The 24,510-nt window shown below is 61.8% G+C and carries 27 protein-coding genes; 6 read left to right on the top strand and 21 right to left on the bottom strand.

Annotated features, from left to right (window positions below; translation table 11 throughout):
- The first annotated feature begins 71 nt into the window (after nucleotides 1-71).
- On the top strand, nucleotides 72-557 hold the full coding sequence (locus JYU29_RS03690; RefSeq protein ID WP_213983391.1) for a peroxiredoxin: 486 nt from the start codon (nucleotides 72-74) through the stop codon (nucleotides 555-557).
- Between the two features lie 30 nt (nucleotides 558-587).
- On the opposite strand, the gene rnhA is transcribed toward JYU29_RS03690, so the two are convergent.
- The 10 genes from rnhA to coxB all read right to left on the bottom strand — a co-directional run bounded on the left by rnhA (nucleotide 588) and on the right by coxB (nucleotide 9,291).
- Nucleotides 588-1,139 carry a ribonuclease HI gene (gene rnhA / locus JYU29_RS03685; RefSeq protein WP_213983390.1) on the bottom strand — a complete coding sequence of 184 codons (552 nt, stop codon included), beginning with the start codon at nucleotides 1,137-1,139 and terminating at the stop codon, nucleotides 588-590.
- A complete protein-coding gene (locus tag JYU29_RS03680) occupies nucleotides 1,136-2,098 on the bottom strand; it encodes a homoserine kinase (protein WP_213983389.1) in 963 nt (320 codons plus the stop codon). The genes rnhA and JYU29_RS03680 overlap by 4 nt, the downstream gene beginning before the upstream one ends.
- A gap of 3 nt (nucleotides 2,099-2,101) precedes the next feature.
- Nucleotides 2,102-3,115: a 4-hydroxy-3-methylbut-2-enyl diphosphate reductase gene (gene ispH / locus JYU29_RS03675; protein WP_213983388.1), complete on the bottom strand. Its 1,014-nt coding sequence runs from the start codon at nucleotides 3,113-3,115 to the stop codon at nucleotides 2,102-2,104.
- A gap of 56 nt (nucleotides 3,116-3,171) precedes the next feature.
- Nucleotides 3,172-3,852 (bottom strand): SURF1 family protein, encoded by a 681-nt coding sequence (locus tag JYU29_RS03670; protein ID WP_213984244.1) that lies wholly within the window; start codon nucleotides 3,850-3,852, stop codon nucleotides 3,172-3,174.
- Nucleotides 3,853-4,015: 163 nt separating this feature from the next.
- Nucleotides 4,016-4,897, bottom strand: coding sequence for a cytochrome c oxidase subunit 3 (locus JYU29_RS03665; RefSeq protein WP_213983387.1), 882 nt, complete (start codon nucleotides 4,895-4,897; stop codon nucleotides 4,016-4,018).
- Between the two features lies 1 nt (nucleotide 4,898).
- Entirely contained in the window at nucleotides 4,899-5,537 is a 639-nt protein-coding gene (locus tag JYU29_RS03660) for a cytochrome c oxidase assembly protein (RefSeq protein WP_213983386.1), read from the bottom strand.
- Between the two features lie 3 nt (nucleotides 5,538-5,540).
- The gene (locus JYU29_RS03655) at nucleotides 5,541-5,714 is read right to left on the bottom strand and encodes a hypothetical protein (RefSeq protein WP_213983385.1); all 174 of its coding nucleotides are present in this window, start codon (nucleotides 5,712-5,714) and stop codon (nucleotides 5,541-5,543) included.
- A complete protein-coding gene (cyoE, locus tag JYU29_RS03650; RefSeq protein WP_213983384.1) occupies nucleotides 5,714-6,670 on the bottom strand; it encodes a heme o synthase in 957 nt (318 codons plus the stop codon). Before cyoE ends, JYU29_RS03655 begins: the two co-directional genes overlap by 1 nt.
- A gap of 64 nt (nucleotides 6,671-6,734) precedes the next feature.
- A complete protein-coding gene (gene ctaD, locus JYU29_RS03645) occupies nucleotides 6,735-8,390 on the bottom strand; it encodes a cytochrome c oxidase subunit I (protein WP_213983383.1) in 1,656 nt (551 codons plus the stop codon).
- A gap of 37 nt (nucleotides 8,391-8,427) precedes the next feature.
- On the bottom strand, nucleotides 8,428-9,291 hold the full coding sequence (gene coxB / locus JYU29_RS03640) for a cytochrome c oxidase subunit II (RefSeq protein ID WP_213983382.1): 864 nt from the start codon (nucleotides 9,289-9,291) through the stop codon (nucleotides 8,428-8,430).
- Nucleotides 9,292-9,616: 325 nt separating this feature from the next.
- Between coxB and JYU29_RS03635 the strand changes: the two genes are divergently transcribed.
- A complete protein-coding gene (locus tag JYU29_RS03635; RefSeq protein ID WP_213983381.1) occupies nucleotides 9,617-10,135 on the top strand; it encodes an invasion associated locus B family protein in 519 nt (172 codons plus the stop codon).
- A gap of 113 nt (nucleotides 10,136-10,248) precedes the next feature.
- The gene (tldD, locus tag JYU29_RS03630) at nucleotides 10,249-11,664 is read left to right on the top strand and encodes a metalloprotease TldD (protein ID WP_213983380.1); all 1,416 of its coding nucleotides are present in this window, start codon (nucleotides 10,249-10,251) and stop codon (nucleotides 11,662-11,664) included.
- Here tldD and JYU29_RS03625 read toward each other — a convergent pair.
- Nucleotides 11,661-12,164, bottom strand: coding sequence for an RES family NAD+ phosphorylase (locus tag JYU29_RS03625; RefSeq protein ID WP_213983379.1), 504 nt, complete (start codon nucleotides 12,162-12,164; stop codon nucleotides 11,661-11,663). The genes tldD and JYU29_RS03625 overlap by 4 nt on opposite strands.
- Nucleotides 12,157-12,516, bottom strand: coding sequence for an antitoxin Xre/MbcA/ParS toxin-binding domain-containing protein (locus tag JYU29_RS03620; RefSeq protein ID WP_213983378.1), 360 nt, complete (start codon nucleotides 12,514-12,516; stop codon nucleotides 12,157-12,159). Before JYU29_RS03620 ends, JYU29_RS03625 begins: the two co-directional genes overlap by 8 nt.
- A gap of 99 nt (nucleotides 12,517-12,615) precedes the next feature.
- Between JYU29_RS03620 and JYU29_RS03615 the strand changes: the two genes are divergently transcribed.
- Nucleotides 12,616-13,317: an NAD-dependent deacylase gene (locus JYU29_RS03615; protein WP_213983377.1), complete on the top strand. Its 702-nt coding sequence runs from the start codon at nucleotides 12,616-12,618 to the stop codon at nucleotides 13,315-13,317.
- Here JYU29_RS03615 and JYU29_RS03610 read toward each other — a convergent pair.
- From JYU29_RS03610 to aroC, 6 genes are all read right to left on the bottom strand, one after another.
- On the bottom strand, nucleotides 13,314-14,555 hold the full coding sequence (locus JYU29_RS03610; protein WP_213983376.1) for a class I SAM-dependent RNA methyltransferase: 1,242 nt from the start codon (nucleotides 14,553-14,555) through the stop codon (nucleotides 13,314-13,316). The two genes, JYU29_RS03615 and JYU29_RS03610, sit on opposite strands and share 4 nt — an antisense overlap.
- On the bottom strand, nucleotides 14,552-15,304 hold the full coding sequence (locus JYU29_RS03605; protein WP_213983375.1) for a TlyA family RNA methyltransferase: 753 nt from the start codon (nucleotides 15,302-15,304) through the stop codon (nucleotides 14,552-14,554). The genes JYU29_RS03610 and JYU29_RS03605 overlap by 4 nt, the downstream gene beginning before the upstream one ends.
- Before the next feature lie 37 nt (nucleotides 15,305-15,341).
- On the bottom strand, nucleotides 15,342-17,300 hold the full coding sequence (gene dxs / locus JYU29_RS03600) for a 1-deoxy-D-xylulose-5-phosphate synthase (RefSeq protein WP_213983374.1): 1,959 nt from the start codon (nucleotides 17,298-17,300) through the stop codon (nucleotides 15,342-15,344).
- Nucleotides 17,301-17,448: 148 nt separating this feature from the next.
- Nucleotides 17,449-17,694 (bottom strand): exodeoxyribonuclease VII small subunit, encoded by a 246-nt coding sequence (locus tag JYU29_RS03595; RefSeq protein WP_189501111.1) that lies wholly within the window; start codon nucleotides 17,692-17,694, stop codon nucleotides 17,449-17,451.
- Between the two features lie 3 nt (nucleotides 17,695-17,697).
- Nucleotides 17,698-18,624: a histone deacetylase family protein gene (locus JYU29_RS03590; RefSeq protein ID WP_213983373.1), complete on the bottom strand. Its 927-nt coding sequence runs from the start codon at nucleotides 18,622-18,624 to the stop codon at nucleotides 17,698-17,700.
- Between the two features lie 70 nt (nucleotides 18,625-18,694).
- A complete protein-coding gene (gene aroC / locus JYU29_RS03585) occupies nucleotides 18,695-19,795 on the bottom strand; it encodes a chorismate synthase (RefSeq protein WP_213983372.1) in 1,101 nt (366 codons plus the stop codon).
- A 171-nt stretch (nucleotides 19,796-19,966) separates the two neighbouring features.
- On the opposite strand from aroC, the gene JYU29_RS03580 reads away from it, so the two are divergent.
- Nucleotides 19,967-20,218, top strand: coding sequence for a DUF1344 domain-containing protein (locus tag JYU29_RS03580; RefSeq protein ID WP_213983371.1), 252 nt, complete (start codon nucleotides 19,967-19,969; stop codon nucleotides 20,216-20,218).
- A gap of 15 nt (nucleotides 20,219-20,233) precedes the next feature.
- Here JYU29_RS03580 and JYU29_RS03575 read toward each other — a convergent pair whose 3' ends face one another.
- Together JYU29_RS03575 and fabI are read right to left on the bottom strand one after the other, a co-directional pair.
- Complete coding sequence (locus tag JYU29_RS03575; protein WP_213983370.1) at nucleotides 20,234-20,824, bottom strand: histidine phosphatase family protein; 591 nt, start codon at nucleotides 20,822-20,824, stop codon at nucleotides 20,234-20,236.
- Between the two features lie 7 nt (nucleotides 20,825-20,831).
- Entirely contained in the window at nucleotides 20,832-21,650 is an 819-nt protein-coding gene (gene fabI / locus JYU29_RS03570; protein WP_213983369.1) for an enoyl-ACP reductase FabI, read from the bottom strand.
- A gap of 201 nt (nucleotides 21,651-21,851) precedes the next feature.
- Here fabI and JYU29_RS03565 point away from each other — a divergent pair, with 201 nt between their 5' ends.
- Nucleotides 21,852-23,522, top strand: a complete 1,671-nt coding sequence (locus JYU29_RS03565) for an AMP-binding protein (RefSeq protein WP_250157172.1) — start codon at nucleotides 21,852-21,854, stop codon at nucleotides 23,520-23,522.
- A gap of 11 nt (nucleotides 23,523-23,533) precedes the next feature.
- On the opposite strand, the gene JYU29_RS03560 is transcribed toward JYU29_RS03565, so the two are convergent.
- Nucleotides 23,534-24,448, bottom strand: coding sequence for a DnaJ C-terminal domain-containing protein (locus tag JYU29_RS03560; RefSeq protein WP_213983368.1), 915 nt, complete (start codon nucleotides 24,446-24,448; stop codon nucleotides 23,534-23,536).
- Between the last annotated feature and the right edge of the window lie 62 nt (nucleotides 24,449-24,510).

Genomic DNA, 24,510 nt, shown 5'->3' with positions numbered 1-24,510 from the left:
AACCGGCTGGACACGCGATCAGCCAAGCCTACATCACGCGCTTCAAGACTCCCAACAAACTGGAGACCGTGATGACGATTGCAGTGGGCGACAGCGTGCCTGACGTGAAACTGAAAATGGTGGGTCCCGACGACATCACCGAAGTTTCCTCGAACGATTTCTTTGCCGGCAAGAAGGTCGTGTTGTTCGGCGTGCCCGGCGCCTTCACGCCGACCTGCTCCAACAACCACCTGCCCGGCTATCTCGAAAATGCCGATGCGATCCGCAGCAAGGGCGTCGACACGATCGCCGTGATTGCGGTCAACGATGCCTTCGTCATGCGGGCATGGGCGCGCTTTACGGGCGGCGAAGGCAAGATCAGCTTTCTTGCCGATGGCAGCGGCGTGTTCGCCAAGGCAGCCGGGCTCGAGCAGGATATGAGCGCAGGCGGCATGGGGCTGCGCAACAAGCGCTTTTCGATGATCGTCGACAACGGCAAGGTTACCGAGCTCAACTTGGAAGGTTCACCCGGCCAGGCGGTCGACAGTGGCGCGGCGCGCCTGCTCGAACAGCTCTGAGAAAAAAGGATTGAGGCTGCGACCGCGGCCTCAATCTTCGCGAATGAAGGTTCGGTTCAGCTTGCGCGTGGGTGCAGCGGGTTTGGCTGCGGCGGCGGCCGCCCTGATCGGATCGACCTTGGCCGTGCTGGCTTTCGCCCCGCGTTGCGCCTTGAAGGGCGCCATGCCCATGCGCGCCAGCTCGTCGGCCCGCTCGTTTTCCGGGTGGCCGGCATGGCCCTTGACCCAATGCCACTTCACCTTGTGGCGCTGACGTGCGTGATCAAGTTGCTGCCACAGTTCGGCATTCTTCACCGGCTGCTTGGCAGCCGTTTTCCAGCCATTGCGCTTCCAGCCCTCGATCCAGCCACCGATGCCGTCCTTGACGTAATTGCTGTCGGTATAAAGATCGATCTCGCACGGCTCCTTCAGCGCGTTCAGCGCCGAAATCGCGGCCATAAGCTCCATGCGATTGTTGGTCGTGTCGGCTTCGCCGCCCGACAGCTCCTTGGTCTTGCCGTTGTAGCGCAGGATCGCGCCCCAGCCGCCCGGGCCGGGATTGCCGGAACAAGCACCGTCTGTATAGGCCTCGATGGTTTTCATGTGATTCCGTAAACTTCCGGCGTGGTGACGCCGCGATGAAAGCGCAGCTTGGCGACATATTCCAGCGGATCGCGCTTCTGAACCAGCGCGCCATCCGGAATGGTCAGCCAGTCATAAAGCCGCGTCAGCATGAAACGCAGCGCCGATCCCTGAGCCAAGAGCGGCAGCGCCTGCTGTTCCGCAGCACTCAATGCCCGGACCGACTGATAGCCCCCCGTCAAAGCAGCCGCTTTTTCGGCGTTGAAGCTGAAATCCGGCTCGAAGCACCATGCATTCAGGCACACCGCTATGTCATAGGCGTAGAAGTCTTCGCAGGCGAAGTAGAAGTCGATCAGACCCGAAAGCCGGTCACCCAGAAAGAAGACATTGTCGGGAAAGAGATCGGCATGGATGATGCCGCGTGGCAGGTCGCTCGGCCAACTGGCTTGCAGCTGCGCAAAATCCGCCTCCACTTCCGCAACCAGCCCCGGCATGACGTCGTCGGCTCGGTCACGCGAGCCGTTCCAAAGGGCAAGCCAGCCATCCACGGCCAGCGCATTGGCGCGGTGCATGGGGAAGTCGGCCCCGGCCAGATGCAAGGCTGCAAGTTCGCGCCCGACTTCGCCGCATTGCGCGACCGTCGGATGGCGCATCCACATGCCTTCAAGGAAGGTGATGATCGCAGCCGGACGCCCGGCCAACTCGCCGATCAACTGACCATCACGCCGTTCCACGGGCAGAGGACACGTCAGGCCTTTGCGCGCGAGATGCTGCATGAGGCAAAGGAAGAACGGTAGATCGTTCTGGTCGACGCGCTTCTCATAGAGCGTCAAAATATAGGAGCCGGTCTCGGTGCGAAGCAGGAAGTTGGAATTCTCTGAGCCTTCGGCAATGCCCTTGTAGGAGAGCACCCGGCCGATCTTGTATTCGCCGAGGAAGCTCTCGAGTTGCTCCTCGTTGACGTCGGTGTAAACAGCCATGGCTCAGGCGTTTCCGTTCACGAAGGCCATGTCGGCTGGCAGCAGCGGCATGTCGCGAAGGACGCTTGGAACCGGAAAATTCTCGTCCTCGACCGCGGTCACGGCCAGATCGATGGACACGTTGAAACGTTCGTTGAAGGCATCGACGATCTCGTCGACGATGATCTGCGGCGCGGACGCGCCGGCCGAAAGCCCAAGCGTGCCGATCGTTTCGATTTCGTCCCAAGGGATTTCGGAAGCACGCTGCACCAACAAGGCCCGTTTGGCCCCTGCCCGTTCAGCCACTTCCACCAGCCGCTTCGAGTTCGAGGAATTGGGTGCGCCGACGATGAGGAAGAAGTCGGTGCCTTCCGCCGTTTCCTTCACCGCTTCCTGCCGGTTGGTCGTGGCATAGCAGATCGATTCGGCCGAAGGCGCCTGGATCGCCGGGAAGCGTTCCTGCAGCCGGGCAATAATGCCGGCCGTATCGCTCACCGACAGCGTCGTTTGCGTGACGAAACCGAGCTGCTCTGGATCAGCAGGCGTAAAGCTCTGCACATCCGCTTCGCTTTCGATCAACGTGGCCGCACCCTCCGGCAACTGCCCCATCGTGCCGATCACCTCGGGGTGCCCGGCATGGCCGACAAGCACGACATGGCGGCCGAGGCGCTGATGGCGCATGGCCTGCTTGTGAACCTTGGAAACCAGCGGACAGGTCGCATCGAGATAAAACAGGTTGCGCGCCTGCGCATCCGCCGGAACCGATTTCGGGACGCCATGCGCGGAAAACACGACCGGACGTTCGCGGTGTTCAGGCGGGATCTCGTGCAGTTCCTCGATGAAAATGGCGCCGCGCTCCTGCAGGCCCTGCACCACGAAGCGGTTATGCACGATCTCGTGGCGAACATAGACCGGCGCGCCGTATTTCTTCAGCGCCAAGACAACGATCTGGATCGCGCGATCGACACCGGCGCAGAACCCACGGGGCTCGCACAGGCGGATCGTCAAAGCAGGCTTGGCAGGGGAAAACAGGGACATAGAAACGCTCACATGGGCCGCGCCGGACATGAGGTCTGGGAGTGGCTCTGTCAAGGTTAGGTGGAGTCAGCCGGCTTGTTGCGACGCAGCCACATGGCCACGCAAATGCCGGCCAGCGCCAAGGCAAGGCCATACCAGGTCACGGCATATTGCAGATGATTGTTCGGCAAATCGATGATGGTGACCCCGCCGACCGGCAAGCCACCGGGGTTCGGCGCGGTGTTGGCATCCACGAAAAAGGGCAGCACCGGCGCACTGATCCCTGCACTCGCAGCCATGGCGTCGAGGTCTTTCCAGTAAAAGATGTTCTTTGCCGGATCATTGGTCGGCACCAGCCATGACGGCTTTCCGTCCAGCCTTTCGCGTGCCAGCCCGGTGATCGTCACTTCGCCTTCTACCTGCCCTTCGGCGCGCGTGGCCGCATTCTTCCGGTCATACGGCACAAAGCCGCGATTGACGAAGACGACCCGTCCATCGGCCAACCGCAGGGGCGTGTAAACATAGAAGCCGGACTGCCCCGCATAGGTCGCGAAGAAATGGCGTTCGCGATCATGCAGGAACGTGCCGGTGAGGCTGACGGGGCGATATTCGATCGGCTCGCCTGTGGCTTGGGCGGCTTCGACGGTTGCAAGCGCAACCGGCGGCTGAGCAAGCTGGCTGGTGATGCGCGCGAGCAAGCCTTCTTTCCAGGCCAGACGTTCCACCTGCCAGGTGCCTAAGGCAAGCAGAAGCCCCATCGCAGCCAGGACCAAGACGCCAAAGATCCAAAGCCGAGCCTTGGAGGTGGGTTCCGTCGCTGCGGACTGTCCGTCGCTCTGCTGAACTGCCAACGCTCATGTCTCCGAAAACGAAAAAGGCGGCCGCTCGCGCAGCCGCCCGTCTCTTAGCATGATGTGTGCTTCAGTGTGCGGTCGCGATCGTCGCGCCAGCTGATGCCCAGACATAGATCGTGGCAAACAGGAACAGCCAGACCACGTCCACAAAGTGCCAGTACCAGGCAGCGGCTTCGAATCCGAAATGCTGCTTGGGCGTGAAGTCACCCTTCATGGCGCGGATCAAGCAGACCAGCAGGAAGATGGTGCCGACGAACACATGGAAGCCATGGAAGCCGGTCGCCATGTAGAAGGTCGCGCCGTAGATCGAGTCCGCGAAGGCAAACGGCGCGTGCATGTATTCATAGGCCTGCACGAAGGAGAACAGCACGCCCAATCCGACGGTCAGCACCAGACCGGACACGAGGCCCTTACGGTCGTTGTGCAACAGCGCGTGGTGCGCCCAGGTCACTGTGGTGCCCGACAGAAGCAGGATCACCGTGTTGTAAAGCGGCAGGTGCCAGGGATCGAGCACCTCGATACCAGCTGGTGGCCACTGACCACCCGTATATTCGGTGCGCGCAACCTGTGCGACCTCACCCGGAAACAGGCTCGCATCGAAGAAGGCCCAGAACCAGGCAACGAAGAACATCACCTCGGAGGCGATGAACATGATCATGCCATAGCGCAGATGCAGCGACACCACGCGGGTGTGATGACCTTCGTGGCCTTCCTTGATCGTGTCCGACCACCAGCCGAACATCGTGTAAAGGATGACCGCCAGGCCGACGACGAAGAGCCATGGATTGTTCAGCGGAATGCCGAGCAGACCGAACTCGTTGCCCTTCAGCCCCTGCATCCAACCCACGCCGCCGAGCGCCATGAGCAACGCACCGACCGAAGCCGTGAATGGCCACGGGCTTGGGTCTATGATGTGGTAATCGTGATTTTTGGCGTGCGCCTCAGCCATATCAACCCCCGAGATTATCGCTGGAAACCTTGCTTCCCGCAGCACTTCCCTCTTTTCCAGCCGCAGCGTTGGCCGCTACCGGCGCGCCGGCTGGCAAGGGGAAGAACGTGTAAGACAAGGTAATTGTTCTGATGTTCTTGATGTCAGGATCATCGACGATCGCTGGATCGACGAAGAACACGACCGGCATGTCCAGGGTCTCGCCCGGCTTCAGGGTCGTATCCGTGAAGCAGAAGCATTCGACCTTGTTGAAGTAAGCGCCGGCGAGTTCCGGCGTCACGTTGAACGTGGCCTTGCCCGCGGTCGGCGTCGAGAATGGATTGGTGGCCGTATAGCCGATCTGCGTCGTTTCACCGATCTTGATCGTCACGTCACGCTGGTCAGGCTGAAACTTCCACGGCAGACCGCCGCTGACATTGGCATCGAAGCGCACCGTGATGTCGCGGTCGAGCACGGTGTCCGAATACTGCTCCACGCGCTGCGTCGTGCCGCCGTAACCAGTGACCTGGCAGAACATCTGGTACAAAGGGACCGATGCATAGGCTGCGCCGATCATGGCAGCGAAAAACGTCGCGCAGCCAACCGCGATGCGGACATTTGCGCGGCGTTTCGGATCAACGGGTTTGCTGTTTGTAGCCATGGATCAAAGCGGCCTGCTGAGCAGCGACGGACCAAACTTCGCGATCGTCGCCACGTAGAAGATCACGACGAGAATGGCCAAGCCGATGGCAATCGCAACGGACCGGCTGCGACGTGCCTTGCGCTGCTTGTCCGTCAGTTTGACCGTTTCTTCGAACTGGTTGCGCTCGCCCGACATCAGAAAATGCCTGCTGCAAGAAAGCGCGCGACCAAGCTGTCAGCGAGATAGGCGGCAAAGATGCCGAACAGATAAAGCAGGGAAAAGCCGAACATGCGTTTTGCCGGCAGCATGACGCGATCAGCCGGCGCCATGCGGAACACGCCCCAGGCGTAATAGATGAAGCCCGCGCCAAGCGCCGTTGCGACAATGCCGTAGCCTGCGGATGCATAGCCGAGCACCCAAGGAAGAATACCGATCGGCGCAACGATGAGGGTGTAGATGAAGATCTGGAGCCGCGTCGACGCTTCACCGGCAACATTCGGCATCATCGGAATACCGGCGCGGCCGTAGTCGCCGGATTTGAAGAGCGCGAGCGCCCAAAAGTGCGGCGGGGTCCACAGGAAGATAATCGAAAACAGGATGATGCTTTCCAGGCTCACCGAGCCGGTGGCTGCAGCCCAGCCGACAACCGGCGGGAACGCACCGGCGGCTCCGCCGATGACGATGTTCTGCGGCGTCCAGCGCTTCAACCACATCGTGTAAATCACGGCATAAAAGAAGATGGTGAAAGCGAGCAGGCCGCCGGCGAGCCAATTCACCAGCAGGCCAAGCGTCATCACCGACAAGAAAGATAGAACCAGACCGAAGCCGAGCGCCTCGCCTGGAAGCATACGGCCGGCGGGTACTGGGCGACGGGCGGTGCGGCTCATGAGGCGGTCGATATCCGCGTCATACCACATATTCAACGCGCCGGATGCGCCGGCACCGATCGCGATCGAGAGAATGGCGATTGCGGCAAACAAAGGATCGAAGGGAACAGGCGCGGCCATGAGGCCGACAAACGCCGTGAACACAACCAGCGACATGACGCGCGGCTTCAACAAGGCGATGAAATCGCCTGCCGTTGCTTCCGACAATCCAACCTCTGGGCCCACTTCCGGAACCAGCGTCGCGGTTTGTTCAACCATGCTCATTGACTGTTATCCAAAGGTCTGGACCCGGACTGTTGCAGCCCGGGTCGAAGTTCGTTCAACCGCCTTACTTGATGCGCGGCAGCTGCTCCCACTGGTGGAACGGCGGCGGCGAAGACAGCTGCCATTCCAGGGTGGTGGCACCTTCGCCCCATGGGTTGTTGCCGGCGATGCGCTTCTTCGAGAAGGCTTCAAACACGCCATACAGGAAGATCAGGACGCTGAAGCCCGACAGGTATGCGCCATAGGACGACACCATGTTCCAGCCTGCAAACGCATCCGGATAATCGATGTAGCGGCGCGGCATGCCAGCCAGACCGAGGAAGTGCTGCGGGAAGAACACCAGGTTCACGCCGATGAACATCAGCCAGAAGTGCACGCGGGCGATAGCCGACGAGTACATGTAGCCGAACATCTTCGGGAACCAGTAGTACCAGCCCGCGAAGATCGCGAACACCGCACCCAGCGACAGCACGTAGTGGAAGTGCGCCACGACGTAATAGGTGTCGTGCAGCGAACGATCGAGACCAGCATTGGCCAGCTGAACGCCCGTCACACCGCCGACGGTGAACAGAAAGATGAAGCCGATCGCCCACAGCATGGGTGTGCGCATGGAGATCGAACCGCCCCACATGGTGGCGATCCAGGAGAAGATCTTCACGCCGGTCGGCACCGCGATCACCATCGTGGCGAACACGAAATAGCGCTGCGTGTCGAGCGACAGACCGGTGGTGTACATGTGGTGCGCCCACACGACAAAGCCTACCACGCCGATCGCGACCATGGCGTAGGCCATGCCGAGGTAACCGAACACCGGCTTGCGCGAGAAAGTCGACACGATGTGGCTGATGATGCCGAAGCCCGGCAGGATCAGGATGTAAACTTCCGGGTGACCGAAGAACCAGAACAGATGCTGGAACAGGATCGGATCACCACCGGCTTCCGGCGCAAAGAAGGCCGTGCCGAAATTGCGGTCCGTCAGCAGCATGGTGATGCCGCCAGCCAAAACCGGCAAGGACAGAAGCAGAAGGAAGGCGGTGATCAGCACCGACCATGCAAACAGCGGCATCTTGTGGATGGTCATGCCGGGTGCGCGCATGTTGAAGATCGTGGTGATGAAGTTGATCGCACCAAGGATCGACGACGCGCCCGCGATGTGCAGCGACAGGATCGCCATATCCACGGCCGGTCCCGGCTGGCCCGACGTCGAGAACGGCGGGTAGATCGTCCAGCCGCCGCCAACGCCGTGAGCGCCAGGCGCGCTTGGCATGAACAAGGACATGAGTAGCAGGAGGAAAGCCGGCGGAAGCAGCCAGAAGGAAATGTTGTTCATGCGCGGGAACGCCATATCCGGCGCACCGATCATGATCGGCACCATCCAGTTGGCGAAACCGCCGATCAGCGCGGGCATGACCATGAAGAAGATCATGACGAGGCCGTGCGCCGTGGTGAAGGCGTTGTACATCGACTTGCCGGCGTCGATCGCGGCGTCGCCATCGATGCCATAAACCATGCCTGCCAGACCGTGGAAGATCTGGATGCCCGGCTCCTGCAGCTCCCAGCGCATCATCATCGACAAAGCGCCGCCGATGATGCCGGCCGTGATCGCGAAGATCAGGTAGAGCGTGCCGATGTCCTTGTGGTTGGTCGAATATACCCAACGCGTCCAGCCCGTGGGCCGATGATCGCTATGGGCATCGTGGTGGGTTGCAGCGCCTGCCATGATTCCGCTCCGTCTCCTTCCGTCCGGCTGTTGCGAGTTACTCGCCGGCCGAAGCAATCTTGTTCTGGGCGTCGACCGAGGCCATCAGGGCGCGATTGGCGCCACCGAGATCCGTAGCCGCTGCCGCGAGCCATGTCTGATATTGGTCCGGCGTCACGACGCGGATCGCGATCGGCATGTAAGCGTGATCCTTGCCGCAAAGCTCGGAGCACTGGCCGTAATAAAGACCTTCCTTGGTCGCCTTGAACCAGGTCTCGTTGATGCGACCGGGAACGGCATCCACCTTCACGCCGAAAGCCGGCATTGCGAAGGAGTGAATGACGTCGCTCCCGGTCACCAGCAAGCGCACCGTCGCATCCACCGGCACCACCACTTCGTTGTCCACGGCGAGCAGACGTGGGTAAGCGCCACGATCTTCCTTGCCAGCGGCAGCGCGATCTTCATCCAGCAGCAAAGCCGAGTTGAAGGTCAGCGGCGTTTCAACCTGATATTCGTAGTCCCAGTTCCACTGGTTGCCGATCGCCTTCACCGTCAAGGCGGGCTCTTCCGGCGGCGTATATTGCGCCGTCAACAGCTGGAAAGACGGGATCGCCAGGCACAAAAGGATCAGAACCGGACCAACGGTCCAGATGACCTCGATGATCGTGTTGTGGCTGGTGCGCGACGGCGTCGGGTTCGCACTGGCGCGGAAGCGCACAATGCACCAGGCCAGAAGCACCAGCACGAGCAGTGTGACGGGAATGATGAACCACAGCGTGTAGTTCTCGAACCACGTGATGCTTTCCATGATCGGCGAAGCCGCCGGCTGGAAGTCGGTCTGCCACGGCGTTGGCTGGGCGGCAAAAGCAGCCGCACCCGACAACAAAACCATCGCGGCAGCCGCGCCTGTCACTTTCTTCATGGTGATCGTCATCTCCCGGACACCCTGACTGGGACGCGCGTCGGCATGCGGCATGCACACGCACAGACTCCCAGTTCTCTCCAGCCTGTTCAAATCATACTCTCTTGGCGTCCGCAAGAAAGCCACGATTCTGCTGGATGCGGCATTTTGTTCGTGTTGGATCAACAACCTGCCATTGCGTTCTGAAGCTGAGCAGGAACTCGAGTTCAGGTTGATTCACATAAATCTGTGGTGGTTGCATGCTGATCTGCCGCTGACAGCGCTTTGATTTCCATGCGAAGGCTGCAGGCTAGATTGCGATGATTCGGTTGGAGACCTTCCCCTGATGCGCTTTTTGAGGCCGCTCGCCTTCAGTCTGCTTCTTGCCTCGCCTTTGGCAGGCACCCTTCCCGCCGTCGCGCAGCAGGCGGCACCAACCGGTGCCGTGCGCTCCAGCCACGGCGCGTGGTCGATCATCTGCGACACGCCGGCCGGTGCGACGTCAGAGCAATGCGCGATGATGCAGAACGTGGTTGCAGAAGACCGCCCCGAGATCGGGCTTTCCGTCGTGGTGCTGCGCACGGCCGACAACAAGGCCGAGATCCTGCGCGTTCTGGCCCCGCTCGGCGTGCTTTTGCCAAACGGCCTTGGCCTCAATGTCGACGGCAAGGATATCGGCCGCGCTTATTTCGTTCGCTGCTTCCAGGACGGCTGTTATGCCGAGGTAATCCTGGAACAGCCTCTGCTCGACACGCTGAAGAACGGCAAAGCCGCGACCTTCATCGTGTTCCAGACGCCGGAAGAAGGCATCGGCATTCCCGTGGAGCTGAACGGCTTCGGCGAAGGCTTCGCCGCGCTGCCCTGACGGCATCCTTGATGCGCACGCGTTGAACCGAAGCGTCGGACCGCTTCGGCTGGATTGTGGCGGCGGCAGACCCTACTTCTGGGGCAGTTGCTTCGCAAAGTGAGTCCGAATTCATGTCCAAGTCCCTGATCAGCCAATTCGATTGTTCCGAAGATCGGCTGCGGCAGATGCTCGCCGATACGCTGCAGGGTGCAGATGACGGCGAGCTTTATCTCGAACAAAGCGAAAGCGAAGCGCTGATGTTCGATAATGGCAGGCTGAAAACGGCAAGCTACAACACGGATCGTGGCTTTGGGCTGCGTGCCGTGGCCAGTGAAGCATCCGGTTATGCCCATGCCAGCGAATTGTCGGAAGCCGCCGTTGCCCGTGCAGCCAGTGCGGTGGCCGCGGTGAAGGCCGGATATTCCGGGACGCTGGCCGACGCGCCGCAAGGCACGAATCGCAAACTGTATGGCGACGACAATCCCCTGATCGAACCGGCCTTTGCCGACAAGGCGAAGCTGCTTCAGGAGATCGACGCCTTTGTTCGCGCCGAAGATGCGCGCGTCCGGCAGGTCACCGCTTCGCTCGTCGCCTCCTGGCAGCAGATCGAAATCCTGCGCGCCGATGGCCGGCTGGTTCATGACATTCGTCCGCTGGTGCGGATGAACATTTCCGTGGTTGTTGGCGAAGGCGACCGGCAGGAAAGCGGCTCATACGGCATCGGCGGACGCAAAGGGTTCGGCGCGTTCATTGCCGATGACTCCTGGCGTTTCGGCGCGAAGGAAGCGCTGCGCCAAGCCTTGGTCAATCTTGAAGCTTCCCCTGCCCCCGCCGGCACGTTCGATATCGTTTTGTCCGCGGGATGGCCCGGCGTGATGCTGCATGAGGCGGTCGGCCATGGGCTGGAGGGTGATTTCAACCGTAAGAAGACGTCTGCCTTTGCAGGCCTGATGGGGCAGCAGGTTGCCGCCAAAGGCGTGACTGTCGTGGATGACGGCACGATTGCCGAGCGGCGCGGTTCGCTGACCATCGATGACGAAGGCACACCGACTAACCGCACCGTTCTGATCGAAGACGGCAAACTCGTCGGCTACATGCAGGATCGCCAAAATGCGCGGCTGATGGGCATGCAGCCGACAGGCAACGGACGGCGCGAATCTTACGCGCATCAGCCCATGCCGCGCATGACGAACACTTACATGACCGCAGGCGACAAGACGCCGGAAGAGATCATCGCGTCGGTGAAGAACGGCATCTATGCCGTATCGTTCGGCGGTGGCCAGGTGGATATCACGTCAGGCAAGTTCGTGTTCGGCTGCACCGAGGCCTACATGATCGAAAACGGCAAGGTGACGCGACCGATCAAGGGCGCCATGCTGATCGGCAACGGACCGGATGCGATGCATCGCGTGTCGATGATCGGCAACGACATGAAGCTCGACACCGGCATCGGCATGTGCGGCAAGGCCGGCCAGGGCGTGCCGGTCGGCGTCGGCCAGCCGCATCTGCGCATGGACCAGATGACGGTGGGCGGCACGCAGGCCTAGAGCCAGGACGCCGGAGATTTCGGCAGGCGCGCATCGGGATCGACAATATCGAGCCTGGGCGCGCCTTTTTCGTTCCAGCGCCACAAAGCGACACAACTTCCTCCCGGCGACATGAACGAAGGATAGATCACGCCATCGAACCCGTCGGCAGCAAGACGTTGTTGCAGCGCATGCGTCGCGGGCACACGGCCTTCATCAAGATCGGCGCGCCACTCGCAGGCATGGATGTTTCGGGGAAAGTCGTGGCTGTCGAGCACCGCGTTGTCCGTGAGATCGAGCAGCTTGGCCTTCGCGAGGGTCAATTGCGCAATCAAGGCGGGATGCTGCGCCAAGCCCTGATTGTATTCCGCCCATGCCGTTGAGAGTTCGCGCGCGCCATAGATGGTTGGCGTGCCCACCGGGTTCCAGCGGCCTCCGAAGCGCGACGCGCCCTCACCCGACAGCGGCAGATAGGCCCAACGCGGCACGAAGGCGCGCCAAAGTGTCAGCGCATCAGGCATAAACGCCGGAGCGCACGGCCTCCAGATAGGCCAGCACCTTGTCGGCCTTGTTTTCGCGCACAAGGTCATAAGCGGTCTTGCCGGCCCAACCCGGCAGCGGCTGGTGCTTGAACCAGATTGCGGCGCGCTGTTCACCGCCAGCCATTTCGCCGGCCATGGCGAGAATGCGCACAACCGGGCTCAAGGCTGCGTCGACCTTGCGAGCGCCGCTTTTGGCGGTCAGCGTGTTGCGGGCGATACCGATCAACCCGGCCAGTTCCGTCAGCGTGACACCGAGAACCTCGGAAACACGGCGCGGGGACAGAAAGGGCGACTGCGTATCGCTGAGATCGGTCAAAACGAGAGCTGTCATTTCTTCTCGCAATTTGCGCATGGTTTGATAGCTATATGGATAATCTACGCGCAAACCTCAAATCACGCCAGCTTGAATGCCGTTCCGGAAAGCCAGCCGATGCCTTTTTCCTCCGTGGTGATCCTGACCGGCGCGGGCATCTCCGCCGAATCAGGCGTCGACACGTTTCGCGACAAGGGCGGCATCTGGTCGAAGGTGGATCTGCGCGATGTGGCGACGCCGCAGGCCTTTGCCCGCGATCCCGAGCGCGTTCATGGCTTCTACAACGAGCGCCGCGCTGGTCTGAAGACGGTTGAACCGAATGTCGCGCATCGGGCTCTGGCCCGGCTGGAACAGGAGTTCACAGGCAGCGTCCTCGTTGTTACGCAGAACATCGACGATCTGCATGAGCGCGCCGGCAGCACCAACCTTCTTCACATGCATGGCGAGCTGACCAAGGTGTTCTGCACAAAGTGCGGCACGCATCGCGAGGAGCGCGGCGATCTCACCACCTTCGATTATTGCAGCCATTGCGGCGCAACCGGCACCTTGCGGCCGGACATCGTGTGGTTCGGCGAAATGCCCTACCATATGGACGAAATCCAGGAAGCGCTGCAGCGCTGCGATCTCTTCGTTGCGATCGGCACAAGCGGCAGCGTGTATCCGGCGGCCGGCTTCGTGGAAGAAGCGCAGGCGAACGGGGCGCATACGGCGGAGCTCAATTTAGAGCCCACCGATCATGACAACGCTTTCGATGACGTGCGACGTGGCCGCGCCACGGAACTGGTGCCAGCCTTTGTGGAGGAACTGCTTGGCGCTTAACGCCGCTTCTTCGGCTTTTCCAGCAGCGCCACGGCTTCCACATGGCTCGACCAAAGGAACTGATCCACGGGCGTGACGGAAGTGACGCGATAGCCGCCGGCAGTGAGGATCGCCAGATCCCGCGCAAGCGTCAGCGGATTGCAGGACACGGCGGCGACTTTCGGCACCTGGCTTTTTGCCAGCTGCTTGCAAAGAAATTCGGCGCCGGCGCGCGGCGGGTCGAACACCACGGCGTCGAACTTGTCCAGCTCCTTGGTGGTCAGCGGGCGTTCGAACAGATCGCGCTTTTCCGTGGTGACGCGCTTCAGGCCCGGCGTGAAGCGGAACGCGCGGTCGAGCGCCGCCAACGGAGCCGCCTCGCCTTCCACGGCGTGAACCTCGGAGCGAGTTGCAAGCCTCAGCGAAAACGCGCCCGATCCCGCAAAGAGATCTGCGACACGCTTAGACTTTCCGACATGATCCAGCACCAGACTGACCATTGCGTCTTCTGCCGAGGCAACGGCCTGAAGAAAGCCGCCCGGCGGGAAGGTCACCACCGATGCGCCCATCGACACCTGCGGCTTGGTCGGTTCGACGATGATCTCGCCATCAACGGACACACGGGCAAAGCGGCTGGCAAGGGCGAAGTCGGCGATCGTCTTGCGCGCGGCATCGTCGAGCTTGCCGCTTTCGAACAGCGCAACATCCAGACCCGACACGGTGGCGGTTACGGTCATGCGAAAAGGCTTGTTCGTTGAACAGCTTAGCCGCGCCACTGCGCGCAGTGATTCAAGCGCTTCAACGATCGACGGAACGCTGATCGGGCATTCCGTGATGTCGATGATCTCGTGCGACAGATGGCGGTTGTAGCCGAGCAGCATTCCCGCTTCGACCTTGCGAACGGCAAAGGTGACGCGTCGGCGGCTGTGCGGCGCACATGGGACTATGTCGCCGACATCCGGCTCAAGCCGCTGGCTTTTGAGCGCCTGAACCACCTTGTTGCGTTTCCAGGCGAGGTAATCCGGCGTCGCCATGTGTTGCAACTGGCAGCCGCCGCAGGTGCCGAAATGCCGGCACGGCGGCTCGACGCGGTTATCCGCCGCCTCCTGGATGGCGATCAGATCGCCGCGATCCTTGTTCACGGCAGCCGTTACGGTTTCGCCGGGCAGCGTGAAGGGAATGAAGACCGGTCCGCGCTCGGTGTTGGCGATGCCGTCGCCCTGCGCGCCGAGATGGCCGATACGATATTGCGTGCTCATATGCTTTTCTTCCCGCCGAGCAGGAATTCCTTGTTGCCGTCGCCGCCTTCGATGGGGCTCGGGGTCAGTCCAGTTGCGGTCCAGCCGGGTTGCGCATCGAGCCAGAGCCGTAGCCGCTCGGCGGTGCGTGGCGCTTCTGCCGGATCCTTCAGCAAACCACCCTTACCGATCGCATCCCGACCAGCCTCGAATTGCGGCTTGACCAGAAACACGCCCGCGGCACCGGGTGCTGCGAGGTCGAGCGCGGGCGGCAGCGCAAGCGTCAGCGATATGAAGCTGACATCGCAGACGATGAGATCGATCGCTGCGCCACCGAGATCGGCAACGCTCAGCTCTCGCGCGTTCTTGTTTTCAATCGAGGTGACGCGTGGATCGCTTGCCAGACTCGGATGCAGCTGGCCATGACCGACATCAACAGCAAACACGCTTGCAGCCCCACGTTCCAGCGCGACCTGCGTGAAGCCGCCGGTGGACGCGCCGAGATCGAGAACCGTCTTGCCGCTGACCTCGATGCCGAAATGATCAAGACCGGCTATGAGCTTGAGCGCAGCGCGCGACACATAGCCTTGCGCGGGATCGTCGACGCTGAGCGTCGCTGCCGGATCGATCAACTGGCCCGCCTTGGTCACCACCGCATCGCTCACGCGCACGGTGCCGCGCTTCACGGCATCGCTGGCGCGCGATCGGCTGGCGAACAAACCGCGCGCAACAAGCAGTTCATCGAGACGCTGGGTGGTTTTGCCTGGCATCCCCGCTCCATGGCCGAAGCAGGCGGGGATAGCAAGCTCAGGCGCGTGCGGCGTTCTGATTGCGTCCGAGCGCACCGAAGACAGAGCTCACGATGCCTGCAGAATCAAGGCCCGCATCGGCATACATCTTTTCCGGCTTGGCATGGTCGACGAAGAGATCCGGCAAAACGAGCGGACGAACCTTCAAGCCATTGTCGAGCAGACCTTCAAGCGCAAGGTAATGGAGCACCTGCGTGCCGAAGCCGCCGATGGCGCCCTCTTCCACCGTGATCAGCACTTCATGGTCCCGAGCAAGACGACGCACCAGATCCCGGTCGATCGGCTTGGCAAAGCGCGCATCGGCAACCGTGGTCGAGAGACCGGCGGCATCGAGTTCGTCGGCTGCCAGCAGGCAATCGGCCAAGCGCGTGCCGAATGACAGCAGCGCCACCTTGGTGCCCTCGCGGATCACCCGACCCTTGCCGATCTCCAGCACCGAACCGCGCTCGGGCATTTCGATGCCGACGCCGTTGCCGCGCGGATAGCGGAAGGCGATCGGGCCTTCGTTATATTCGGCTGCCGTGCGCACCATGTGCTTGAGCTCGACCTCGTCGGCAGCGGCCATCATCACCATGTTCGGCAGCGAGCCGAGATAGGTCGTGTCGAACGCACCGGCATGGGTCGCGCCATCGGCGCCAACAAAGCCGGCGCGATCGATTGCAAAGCGCACGGGCAGGTTCTGCAACGCGACATCATGCACGACCTGGTCATAGGCGCGCTGCAGGAAGGTCGAATAGATCGCGCAGAAGGGCTTGTAGCCTTCTGTCGCGAGACCTGCCGCAAAGGTCACGGCATGCTGTTCGGCGATGCCGACATCGAAGGTGCGCTTGGGAAAAGCTTCGCCGAAGAGATCAAGGCCCGTGCCGCTCGGCATGGCTGCGGTGACTGCCACGATCTTGTCGTCGAGCTCGGCTTCCGTCACGAGGCTTTCGGCGAAAACGCGGGTGTAAGCCGGCGCATTGGCGGGCGCCTTGGCCTGCGCGCCGGTGATGACGTCGAACTTGTTGACGCCGTGATACTTGTCGGCAGCCGCTTCCGCCGGCGCGTAGCCCTTGCCCTTCTTGGTCACGACATGGATCAGCACCGGGCCGTCGCCGTTGTCGCGTACATTCTTGAGCACCGGTACGAGATGCTCGAGATTGTGCCCGTCGATCGGGCCGATATGGTAGAAGCCGAGTTCCTCGAACATGGTGCCGCCGGTCACAAAACCGCGCGCATGTTCAACGGCGCGTGTCACCGTGCGCTCGACGCGGCGGCCAAGATAGCCGGTCAGCTTCTTGCCGATGTCGCGGATTTCCGAATAGGCCTTGCCGGATGCGAGCCGCGCCAAATAGGCGCTCATCGCACCCGAGGGCGGGGCGATCGACATGTCGTTGTCGTTGAGGATGACGATCAGGCGCGCATCCAGCGCACCGGCATTGTTCATGGCTTCATAGGCCATGCCTGCCGACATTGCGCCGTCGCCGATCACCGCGATGACGTTGTTCTTGCCCCCCGAAAGATCGCGCGCCACAGCCATGCCGAGGCCGGCCGAGATCGAGGTCGAGGAATGGGCCGCGCCAAACGGGTCGTATTCGCTCTCCGAGCGCTTGGTGAAGCCAGACAGGCCGTGCTCCTGGCGCAAGGTGCGGATACGGTCGCGGCGGCCGGTCAGGATCTTGTGCGGATAGGCCTGATGGCCGACATCCCAGATGATCTTGTCGGCCGGCGTGTCGAATACGTAATGCAGCGCGACCGTCAGTTCGATGACGCCGAGACCCGCGCCGAGATGCCCACCGGTCTGCGAAACGGCGTCGATCATTTCGGTGCGCAGTTCGGAAGCGAGCTGCGGCAGCTCGTTTTCAGGAAGCGCGCGAAGATCGGCCGGAAGCCGGACCTTGTCGAGAAGCGGGGTCTGGGGAGAAGGCTGCACTCTTGTTACCTTGCCGTCGTGATCTGCCCGGAAATAGGGCCGCATGCCCCAGTTGTAAACAAATCACGCGCGTTTGCCGCATCACAGCAGCGGGATCAGCGTTGTTTCAGCCAGGATCGCGCACGCAAATCGACGCGCTGCCGGAAACCTGCGTTTCCGCAGACCAATCAGAAAAAGCGGATTGCGCCTGTTTCTACTCCGGATCGAGCGGCTCGACGCCGAGTGGCTTGCCTTCGCGCGACAGGCGGATTTTTTCCACCTTGGCTTCGGCTGCCTTGAGCAAACGGTCGCAGTGATCCTTCAGCGCTTCGCCGCGCTCATAGATGCGGATCGACTGGTCGAGCGGCACGTCGCCGCGCTCCAGATCATCCACGATCTGTTCGAGGGCGGCCAGCGCCTGCTCGAACGTCATGGCTTTGATGTCTTCGTTTTCGGCCATCGGTCAGCCCTTCATCAATCGTTTCACATGTGCCGCCACCGAGGACGACAGACCTTCGAGGTCGTAGCCACCTTCCAGCAGGCTCACCAGGCGGCCATTGGCGGAGCGATAAGCCACATCCATCAGCTTGCCGGTCGCCCAGTCGAAATCGTCTTCCACCAGATTGATCTCGGCGAGCGGATCGCGGTGATGAGCGTCGAAGCCAGCCGAGATGATCACGAGATCCGGCCGGAAGTTCGCCAAAGCGGGCAGGACGCGGCTGTTGAACGCATCGCGGAACTGGCTGCCGCCGTCGCGGGCGCTGAGCGGCGCGTTGACGATGTTGCCGACGCCGGTCTCATTCTTGGCACCCGTACCCGGAAACAAGGGCATCTGGTGCGTGGAGCAATACATCACGCTCGGATCGTCCTGGAAGATGTCCTGCGTGCCGTTGCCGTGATGCACGTCCCAGTCGATGATCGCGACGCGTTCGGCGCCGTGACGCTCTTGTGCATAGCGCGCGGCGATCGCGGCCTGGTTGAAGAAGCAGAACCCCATCGCCTTTTCCGCTTCGGCATGATGGCCAGGTGGACGCGCCGAAACGAAGACGTTGTCCACGGTGCCTGCAAACACATCATCCACCGCCGCATTCGCCGCGCCGATCGCCGTCATCACCGCTTCAAACGAACGCGGGCTCAGCGTCGTGTCGGAATCGATGCGGGCAATCCCCTCTTCCGGCACGGCCGCCTTGATGCGCTTGAGGTGGCTTTCGGGATGGGCGAGCAGCACGAGCTGCTCATCGGCGGCGTCGGGCTCGACGCGATCGAGGGCATCGAAATCCGGATCCTCGAGGCGGCGCGCAATCGCCCGCATCCGATCCGGACGCTCGGGATGGCCGGGGGGCGTCAGATGCTCGAGAAAGATCGGATGGGAATACAGGCGCGTGGTCATGACTTGCCTTATAGGCTGATCGAGCGTGACGTGAAACGCGGCATCAGCTGGAAGCTGAGATCGCGCACCTTCAGATACGGCCGGTCTGGCCGCGATGGCGCAGATAATGATCGGCAATCGCGCAGGCGACCATGGCTTCACCGATCGGCACTGCGCGAATGCCAACGCATGGATCGTGACGGCCCTTGGTCATGATGTCGACTTCCTGGCCGCTGCGATCAACCGACTGGCGCGGCGTCAGGATCGATGAGGTCGGTTTCACGGCAAAGCGCGCCACAATCGGCTGGCCGGTCGAGATGCCACCGAGAATGCCGCCGGCATGGTTGGCGAGGAAACGGGGCTGGCCATCATTGCCGCCGCGCATTTCATCGGCATTCTCTTCGCCGGTCATTTTAGCGGTGGCAAAGCCGTCGCCGATCTCGACACCCTTGACGGCATTGATCGACATCAGACCAGCCGCAATATCCGCGTCGAGCTTGGCATAGAGCGGCGCGCCGAGACCCGCCGGAACGCCTTCCGCAACGATCTCGATCAGCGCGCCAACAGAGGAGCCGTTCTTGCGGATGCCGTCGAGGTAATCAGCAAAAACCGGAACCGAGCCGGGATCGGGCGTGAAGAAGGGGTTTTCCGCGCTTTCCACGAAGTCCCAGTCCCAGTTGGCGCGGGTAATCTCCTTGTCGCCCATGGCGACCAGCGCACCGCGCACATTGAGACCGGGGACAACGAGCCGCGCCAAAGCGCCTGCTGCCACGCGCGCCGCCGTTTCACGCGCCGAGGACCGGCCCCCGCCGCGATAATCGCGCACGCCGTACTTCACGTCATAGGCGTAATCGGCATGGCCAGGACGATATTGCTGGGCGATGTCGCCGTAATCCTTCGAGCGCTGGTCGACATTTTCGATCAGCATGGAAATGGGCGTGCCGGTCGTGACGAGATGACCGTCATCTCCATCAGGCAGCACGCCGGACAGGATCCGGACCTCATCCGGCTCGCGGCGCTGCGTGACGAAGCGCGATTGTCCGGGCTTACGGCGATCGAGTTCGCGCTGCACATCTTCCAGCTTGAAGCGCAAGCCGGGCGGGCAGCCGTCGACAACGCAGCCCAAAGCCGGACCATGGCTTTCGCCCCAGGTGGTAACCCGAAAAAGATGGCCAAAGGTGTTGTGCGACATGGGATTTCCGCGGACGACAAAAGAAGGCTGCCGCGCTTCTAGGAGCGATTGCGGCAGGGGTCAAACCGGCGGCGGCTCAGTGCCTTCTATTTTTGACACATTGTCTTCGTTCTTGTGGGGGTCGAAGCAGCAACCTGCTTCGCATCAGTGCCAGCCGCTTTGAGGATTAACATGAAGACCGGTTTAACCGCTGCCGCCCTCCTGCTTCTGTCGATGGTTGGTGCGCAGGCAGCCGACACGGACGGCGCCATCAAGAGCATCGACCGTACCGCCATGACCATCACGCTGGAAGACGGTGAGAAGTTCAAGCTGCCCGGCGAGTTCGATGTCTCGGCGCTTGAAGAAGGCATGGACGTCGTGATCGCCTATGACGAGGTCAAGGGCGAGAAGCTGATCACCGACATGCAGTTGCCCGACCAATGATCGGTTCCGGCCGGCTCAGATCCAGGTGAGCCGGTCATTCTCCATCCGCAGGATCCGGTCTTGCGGAATGTCCATCGCGCTGGCGGCCAGATCATCGGCCTGCCCAAGCAGATGGAAGAGTGCACGAACGATGCCGCCATGGGCGACGCAGACCGTTTGTTGATCGACCTCGACCAGCCAGCCGTTCAAGCGCTCCGCCAAAAGCGCGTAGCTTTCGGCGCCCTTGCCCGGCGGCAGGTAGTTCCACTTGTCGCGGCTGCGCTCGTCACGAAGGCCGGGCGTCGTTTCTTCCAGTTCGGCAAAGGTGAAGCCTTGCCAGTCGCCGAAGCTCAGTTCCTTCAAGCGCGGGTCGGTCCGGTAAGCCTTGGGATCAAGCCCCATGGCATCGCGCACGCGTTCCATTGTGTGGCGCGTACGGATCATCGGGCTCGATACAAAGTCGAAGCCTGAACCATCGCTGATCAGGCTCTTGAGCTTGATACCGTTACCGGTGGCCTGCTCCCTACCCTTTTCCGTCAGATCGCGGTCGGCCTGGCCCTGAAGCCGCCCTTCCGCGTTCCAGTCGGTTTCACCGTGACGGATGAAGTAGCAGAGCGGCCGAACCACCTGGTTCTTATTCCTTGACCACGGAGATGTCGGGCGCGTCGACCGCCTTCATGCCGACGACATGATAGCCGGAATCGACATGCATGACTTCGCCGGTCACGCCGCGCGAAAGGTCGGACAGGAGGTAAAGCGCGCTGTCGCCCACTTCCTCGATCGTGACCGTGCGCTTCAACGGCGCATTGTATTCGTTCCACTTCAGGATGTAGCGGAAGTCGCCGATGCCGGATGCGGCCAGCGTCTTGATCGGACCCGCCGAGATCGCGTTGACGCGGATCTCGGACCCACCGAGATCGACGGCGAGATACTGCACGCTGGCTTCGAGCGCTGCCTTGGCGATGCCCATGACGTTGTAATGCGGCATGACCTTTTCGGCGCCGTAATAAGTCAGCGTCAGGATCGAGCCGCCATCCGTCATCAGCGGCTCGGCGCGCTTGGCGATGGCCGTGAAGGAATAAGCGGAAATGTCCATCGTGCGCAGGAAGTTGTCGCGCGTGGTGTCGACGTAACGGCCGGTCAGCTCGTCCTTGTCGGAGAAAGCAACGGCATGCACGACGAAATCGATCTTGCCCCACTTTTCCTTCACCACGTCGAACACGGCATCGATCGTGGCCATATCGGTCACGTCGCAATGACCGACGACGGTCGCGCCGAGTTCGGCAGCCAGGGGTTCCACGCGCTTGCGCAGCGAATCACCCTGATAGGTCAGCGCGATCTCCGCGCCCTGGTCGGCAAGTGCCTTGGCGATGCCCCAGGCAATCGAACGATTGTTCGCGACACCGAAAATCAGACCGCGCTTGCCAGCCATCAAGTTATTTCCGACCGCCATACCCGCGCTCCTGTTCATCAAATTGAGTGGCCGCCCTATCGCACAGCCCTACAACCGCTTCAAGCAGCCACGATCCTGTTCGATGCGGTGCGAGGCGCTGTAACGCCCCTTGCTTAGGCGTTCTGCACACTATTTGATGGCAAGCCAAGGGCCTTGTGGCCAACCGTTGGCTGCATTGCACGACATGCTTGAGGAGGCGTGATGACGGGAATGGGAGGAAACGAAACGCTGACCTATGAGGATGTAGTTTCCCGGTTCAGCGCAGATGAGCTCGCCGCGACACTTCAGGGCGACCTGGAACACGGCATCAATGCCTGTGTCGAATGCTGCGATCGCCATGTCGGCTCCAACCGTCTGGCACTCGATTACGAAAACCAGGACGGCCGGCGCGAACAGTTTTCCTTTGAAGACCTGCGCGACCGCGCGGCCCAGTTCGCCAACTATCTCCAGTCCGTCGGCATCGGCGCAGGCGATGTCGTGGCCGGCATGCTGCCGCGCACGCCGGACCTTCTCACCACCATCCTCGGCACATGGCGCGCAGGCGCGATCTATCAGCCGCTCTTCACTGCTTTCGGTCCGAAGGCGATCGACCATCGCTTGAAGATGAGCGAAGCGAAGCTGGTGGTGACCGACGCCGTCAACCGGCCCAAGCTCGCCGACATCGCCGACACACCGCGTGTTGGCGTCTTTCTTCGCGCCGAAAAGGGCGAGACTGTTGGCGCCGGCGACGATGATCTGGGCGCCATGCTCGCCAAACAAAGCGCCGACTTCTCACCGGTCATGCGGCGCGGCGACGATCTGATGATGATGATGTCGACCTCAGGCACCACGGGTCTGCCCAAGGGCGTGCCGGTGCCCATCCACGCGCTGCTCAGCTTCGACGTCTATATGCGCACCGCCATCGATCTTCAGCCCGACGATGTCTTCTGGAACATCGCCGATCCCGGTTGGGCCTATGGCCTGTATTATGCCGTCACCGGACCATTGCTCATCGGCCACGCGACGACCTTCTATGATGGTCCATTCACGGCCGAAAGCACCTACCGGCTGATCCAGTCGCATGGCATCAACAATCTCGCCGGTGCGCCCACTGCTTTCCGTCTGTTGATCGCGGCCGGTGAAGATGCGGCAGCACCGCTGAAAGGCAAGCTGCGCGTCGTGTCCAGCGCGGGCGAACCGCTCAACCCAGAGGTCATCCGCTGGTTTGCCGCCAATCTCGGCGCACCGATCTATGATCATTACGGGCAAACCGAAACCGGAATGGTGGTGAACTCGCACCATGGCCTCAGCCACGACGTACGCCCTGGTGCCGCCGGCCTGCCGATGCCGGGCTTCCATGTCACGGTGATCGGCGAAGACAACACCGAACTGCCGCCGAACACGCCCGGCGACCTCGCCGTCGATCTCAGCCGCTCACCCCTGATGTGGTTCGACGGCTATTACCGCCAGAACACGCCTTCGATCGCAGACGGCTTTTATCGCACCGGCGACACCGCCGAGCGCGCAGCCAGCGGCCATATCAGCTTCGTTGGCCGCAACGACGACGTGATCACCTCGTCAGGCTATCGCATCGGCCCGTTCGACGTGGAAAGCGCGCTGGTGGAACATCCGGCCGTTGTAGAAGCCGTGGTGATCGGCAAGCCCGATCCCGAACGCACCGAGATCGTCAAAGCCTTTATCGTGCTGAAGCCCGGTGTCGCCTCAGACGGTCTGGCCGACGAGCTCTCGACCTTCGTCAAGAAGCGCCTGTCCGCCCACGCTTATCCACGCGAGATCGAGTTCGTCACGGAACTGCCGAAAACGCCGAGCGGCAAGGTGCAGCGCTTCATCCTGCGCAACCGCGAAAAGGAGCCGGTGCCTCCGGCAGCCTGATCCCCGCCGGTTTACGCCTCTCGTGCCCGCAGCAGATGCTCCAGCTCATGGTCGCTCGCATCGAGCATGATGCGGACATGCACGTAGAGATCGGCATGGCCGCCGGTTTTCACCGGCAGGCCGCGGCCCTTGAGGCGCAGAACCTTGTCGGAGCTCGACCATGCCGGCACGGTGACGGCAAGCTTGCCCAACGGCGTTTCCACGGCAACCTTGGCGCCAAGTACGGCATCCCGAAGCGAAACCGGCAGATCGACATGAAGGTCGCGACCTTCGATGCGATAGCGAGGATGATGCGCGTAAACGATCTTTACCAGCGCATCGCCGGGCTCACCGCCATAAGGCGACGGATCACCCTGCCCTTTCAGGCGGATGGTTTGCCCGTCATCGACATAGGACGGCAGCTTCACCGCGATACGGCGGCCGCCTGGGAAAAGCGCCTCGACCTTTGCGGCTGCGACCACATCCTCGATCGAGACCTGCATCGTCGCATTGAGATCGGCGCCCTTCGGCGCTGGTCCGCGCGGACCCGCACCGGCCGCGCCACCGCGACCGAAGGCCTGGCCGAAAATCTCGCTGAAAATGTCGTCCGTCGCACCACCGGAGCGGAACTCGAAATGCGAGTTGCCCGCGCCGCCGCGCTGTCGGAACTGGCCGAACGGATCACCGCCGCCCGCCCCTGCACCTTCGAAGCCCTGGAAGCGCGGCTTGCCTTCGGCGTCTATCTCGCCGCGGTCGTATTGCCGGCGCTTATCGTCTTCGCCGACGATCTCATAGGCCTGGTTGGCAGCGTTGAAGCGTTCCTTCGCCTTCGGATCATCCGGATTCTGGTCGGGATGATACTTCTTGGCGAGCTTGCGAAACGCCGATTTGATGTCTTTGGCCGAGGCGTCCTTGCTGACGCCCAGCACTTCATAAGGATCGCGCATGGTGATGTGACCGGGTTAACGGAAGTTATCGCCAATATGCGATCTCGAAACCGTGAATTAAA

This window comes from Tianweitania aestuarii (genome assembly GCF_018457165.1).
Taxonomy (GTDB): domain Bacteria; phylum Pseudomonadota; class Alphaproteobacteria; order Rhizobiales; family Rhizobiaceae; genus Tianweitania; species Tianweitania aestuarii.
This window is presented reverse-complemented; position numbering and strand designations above follow the sequence as displayed.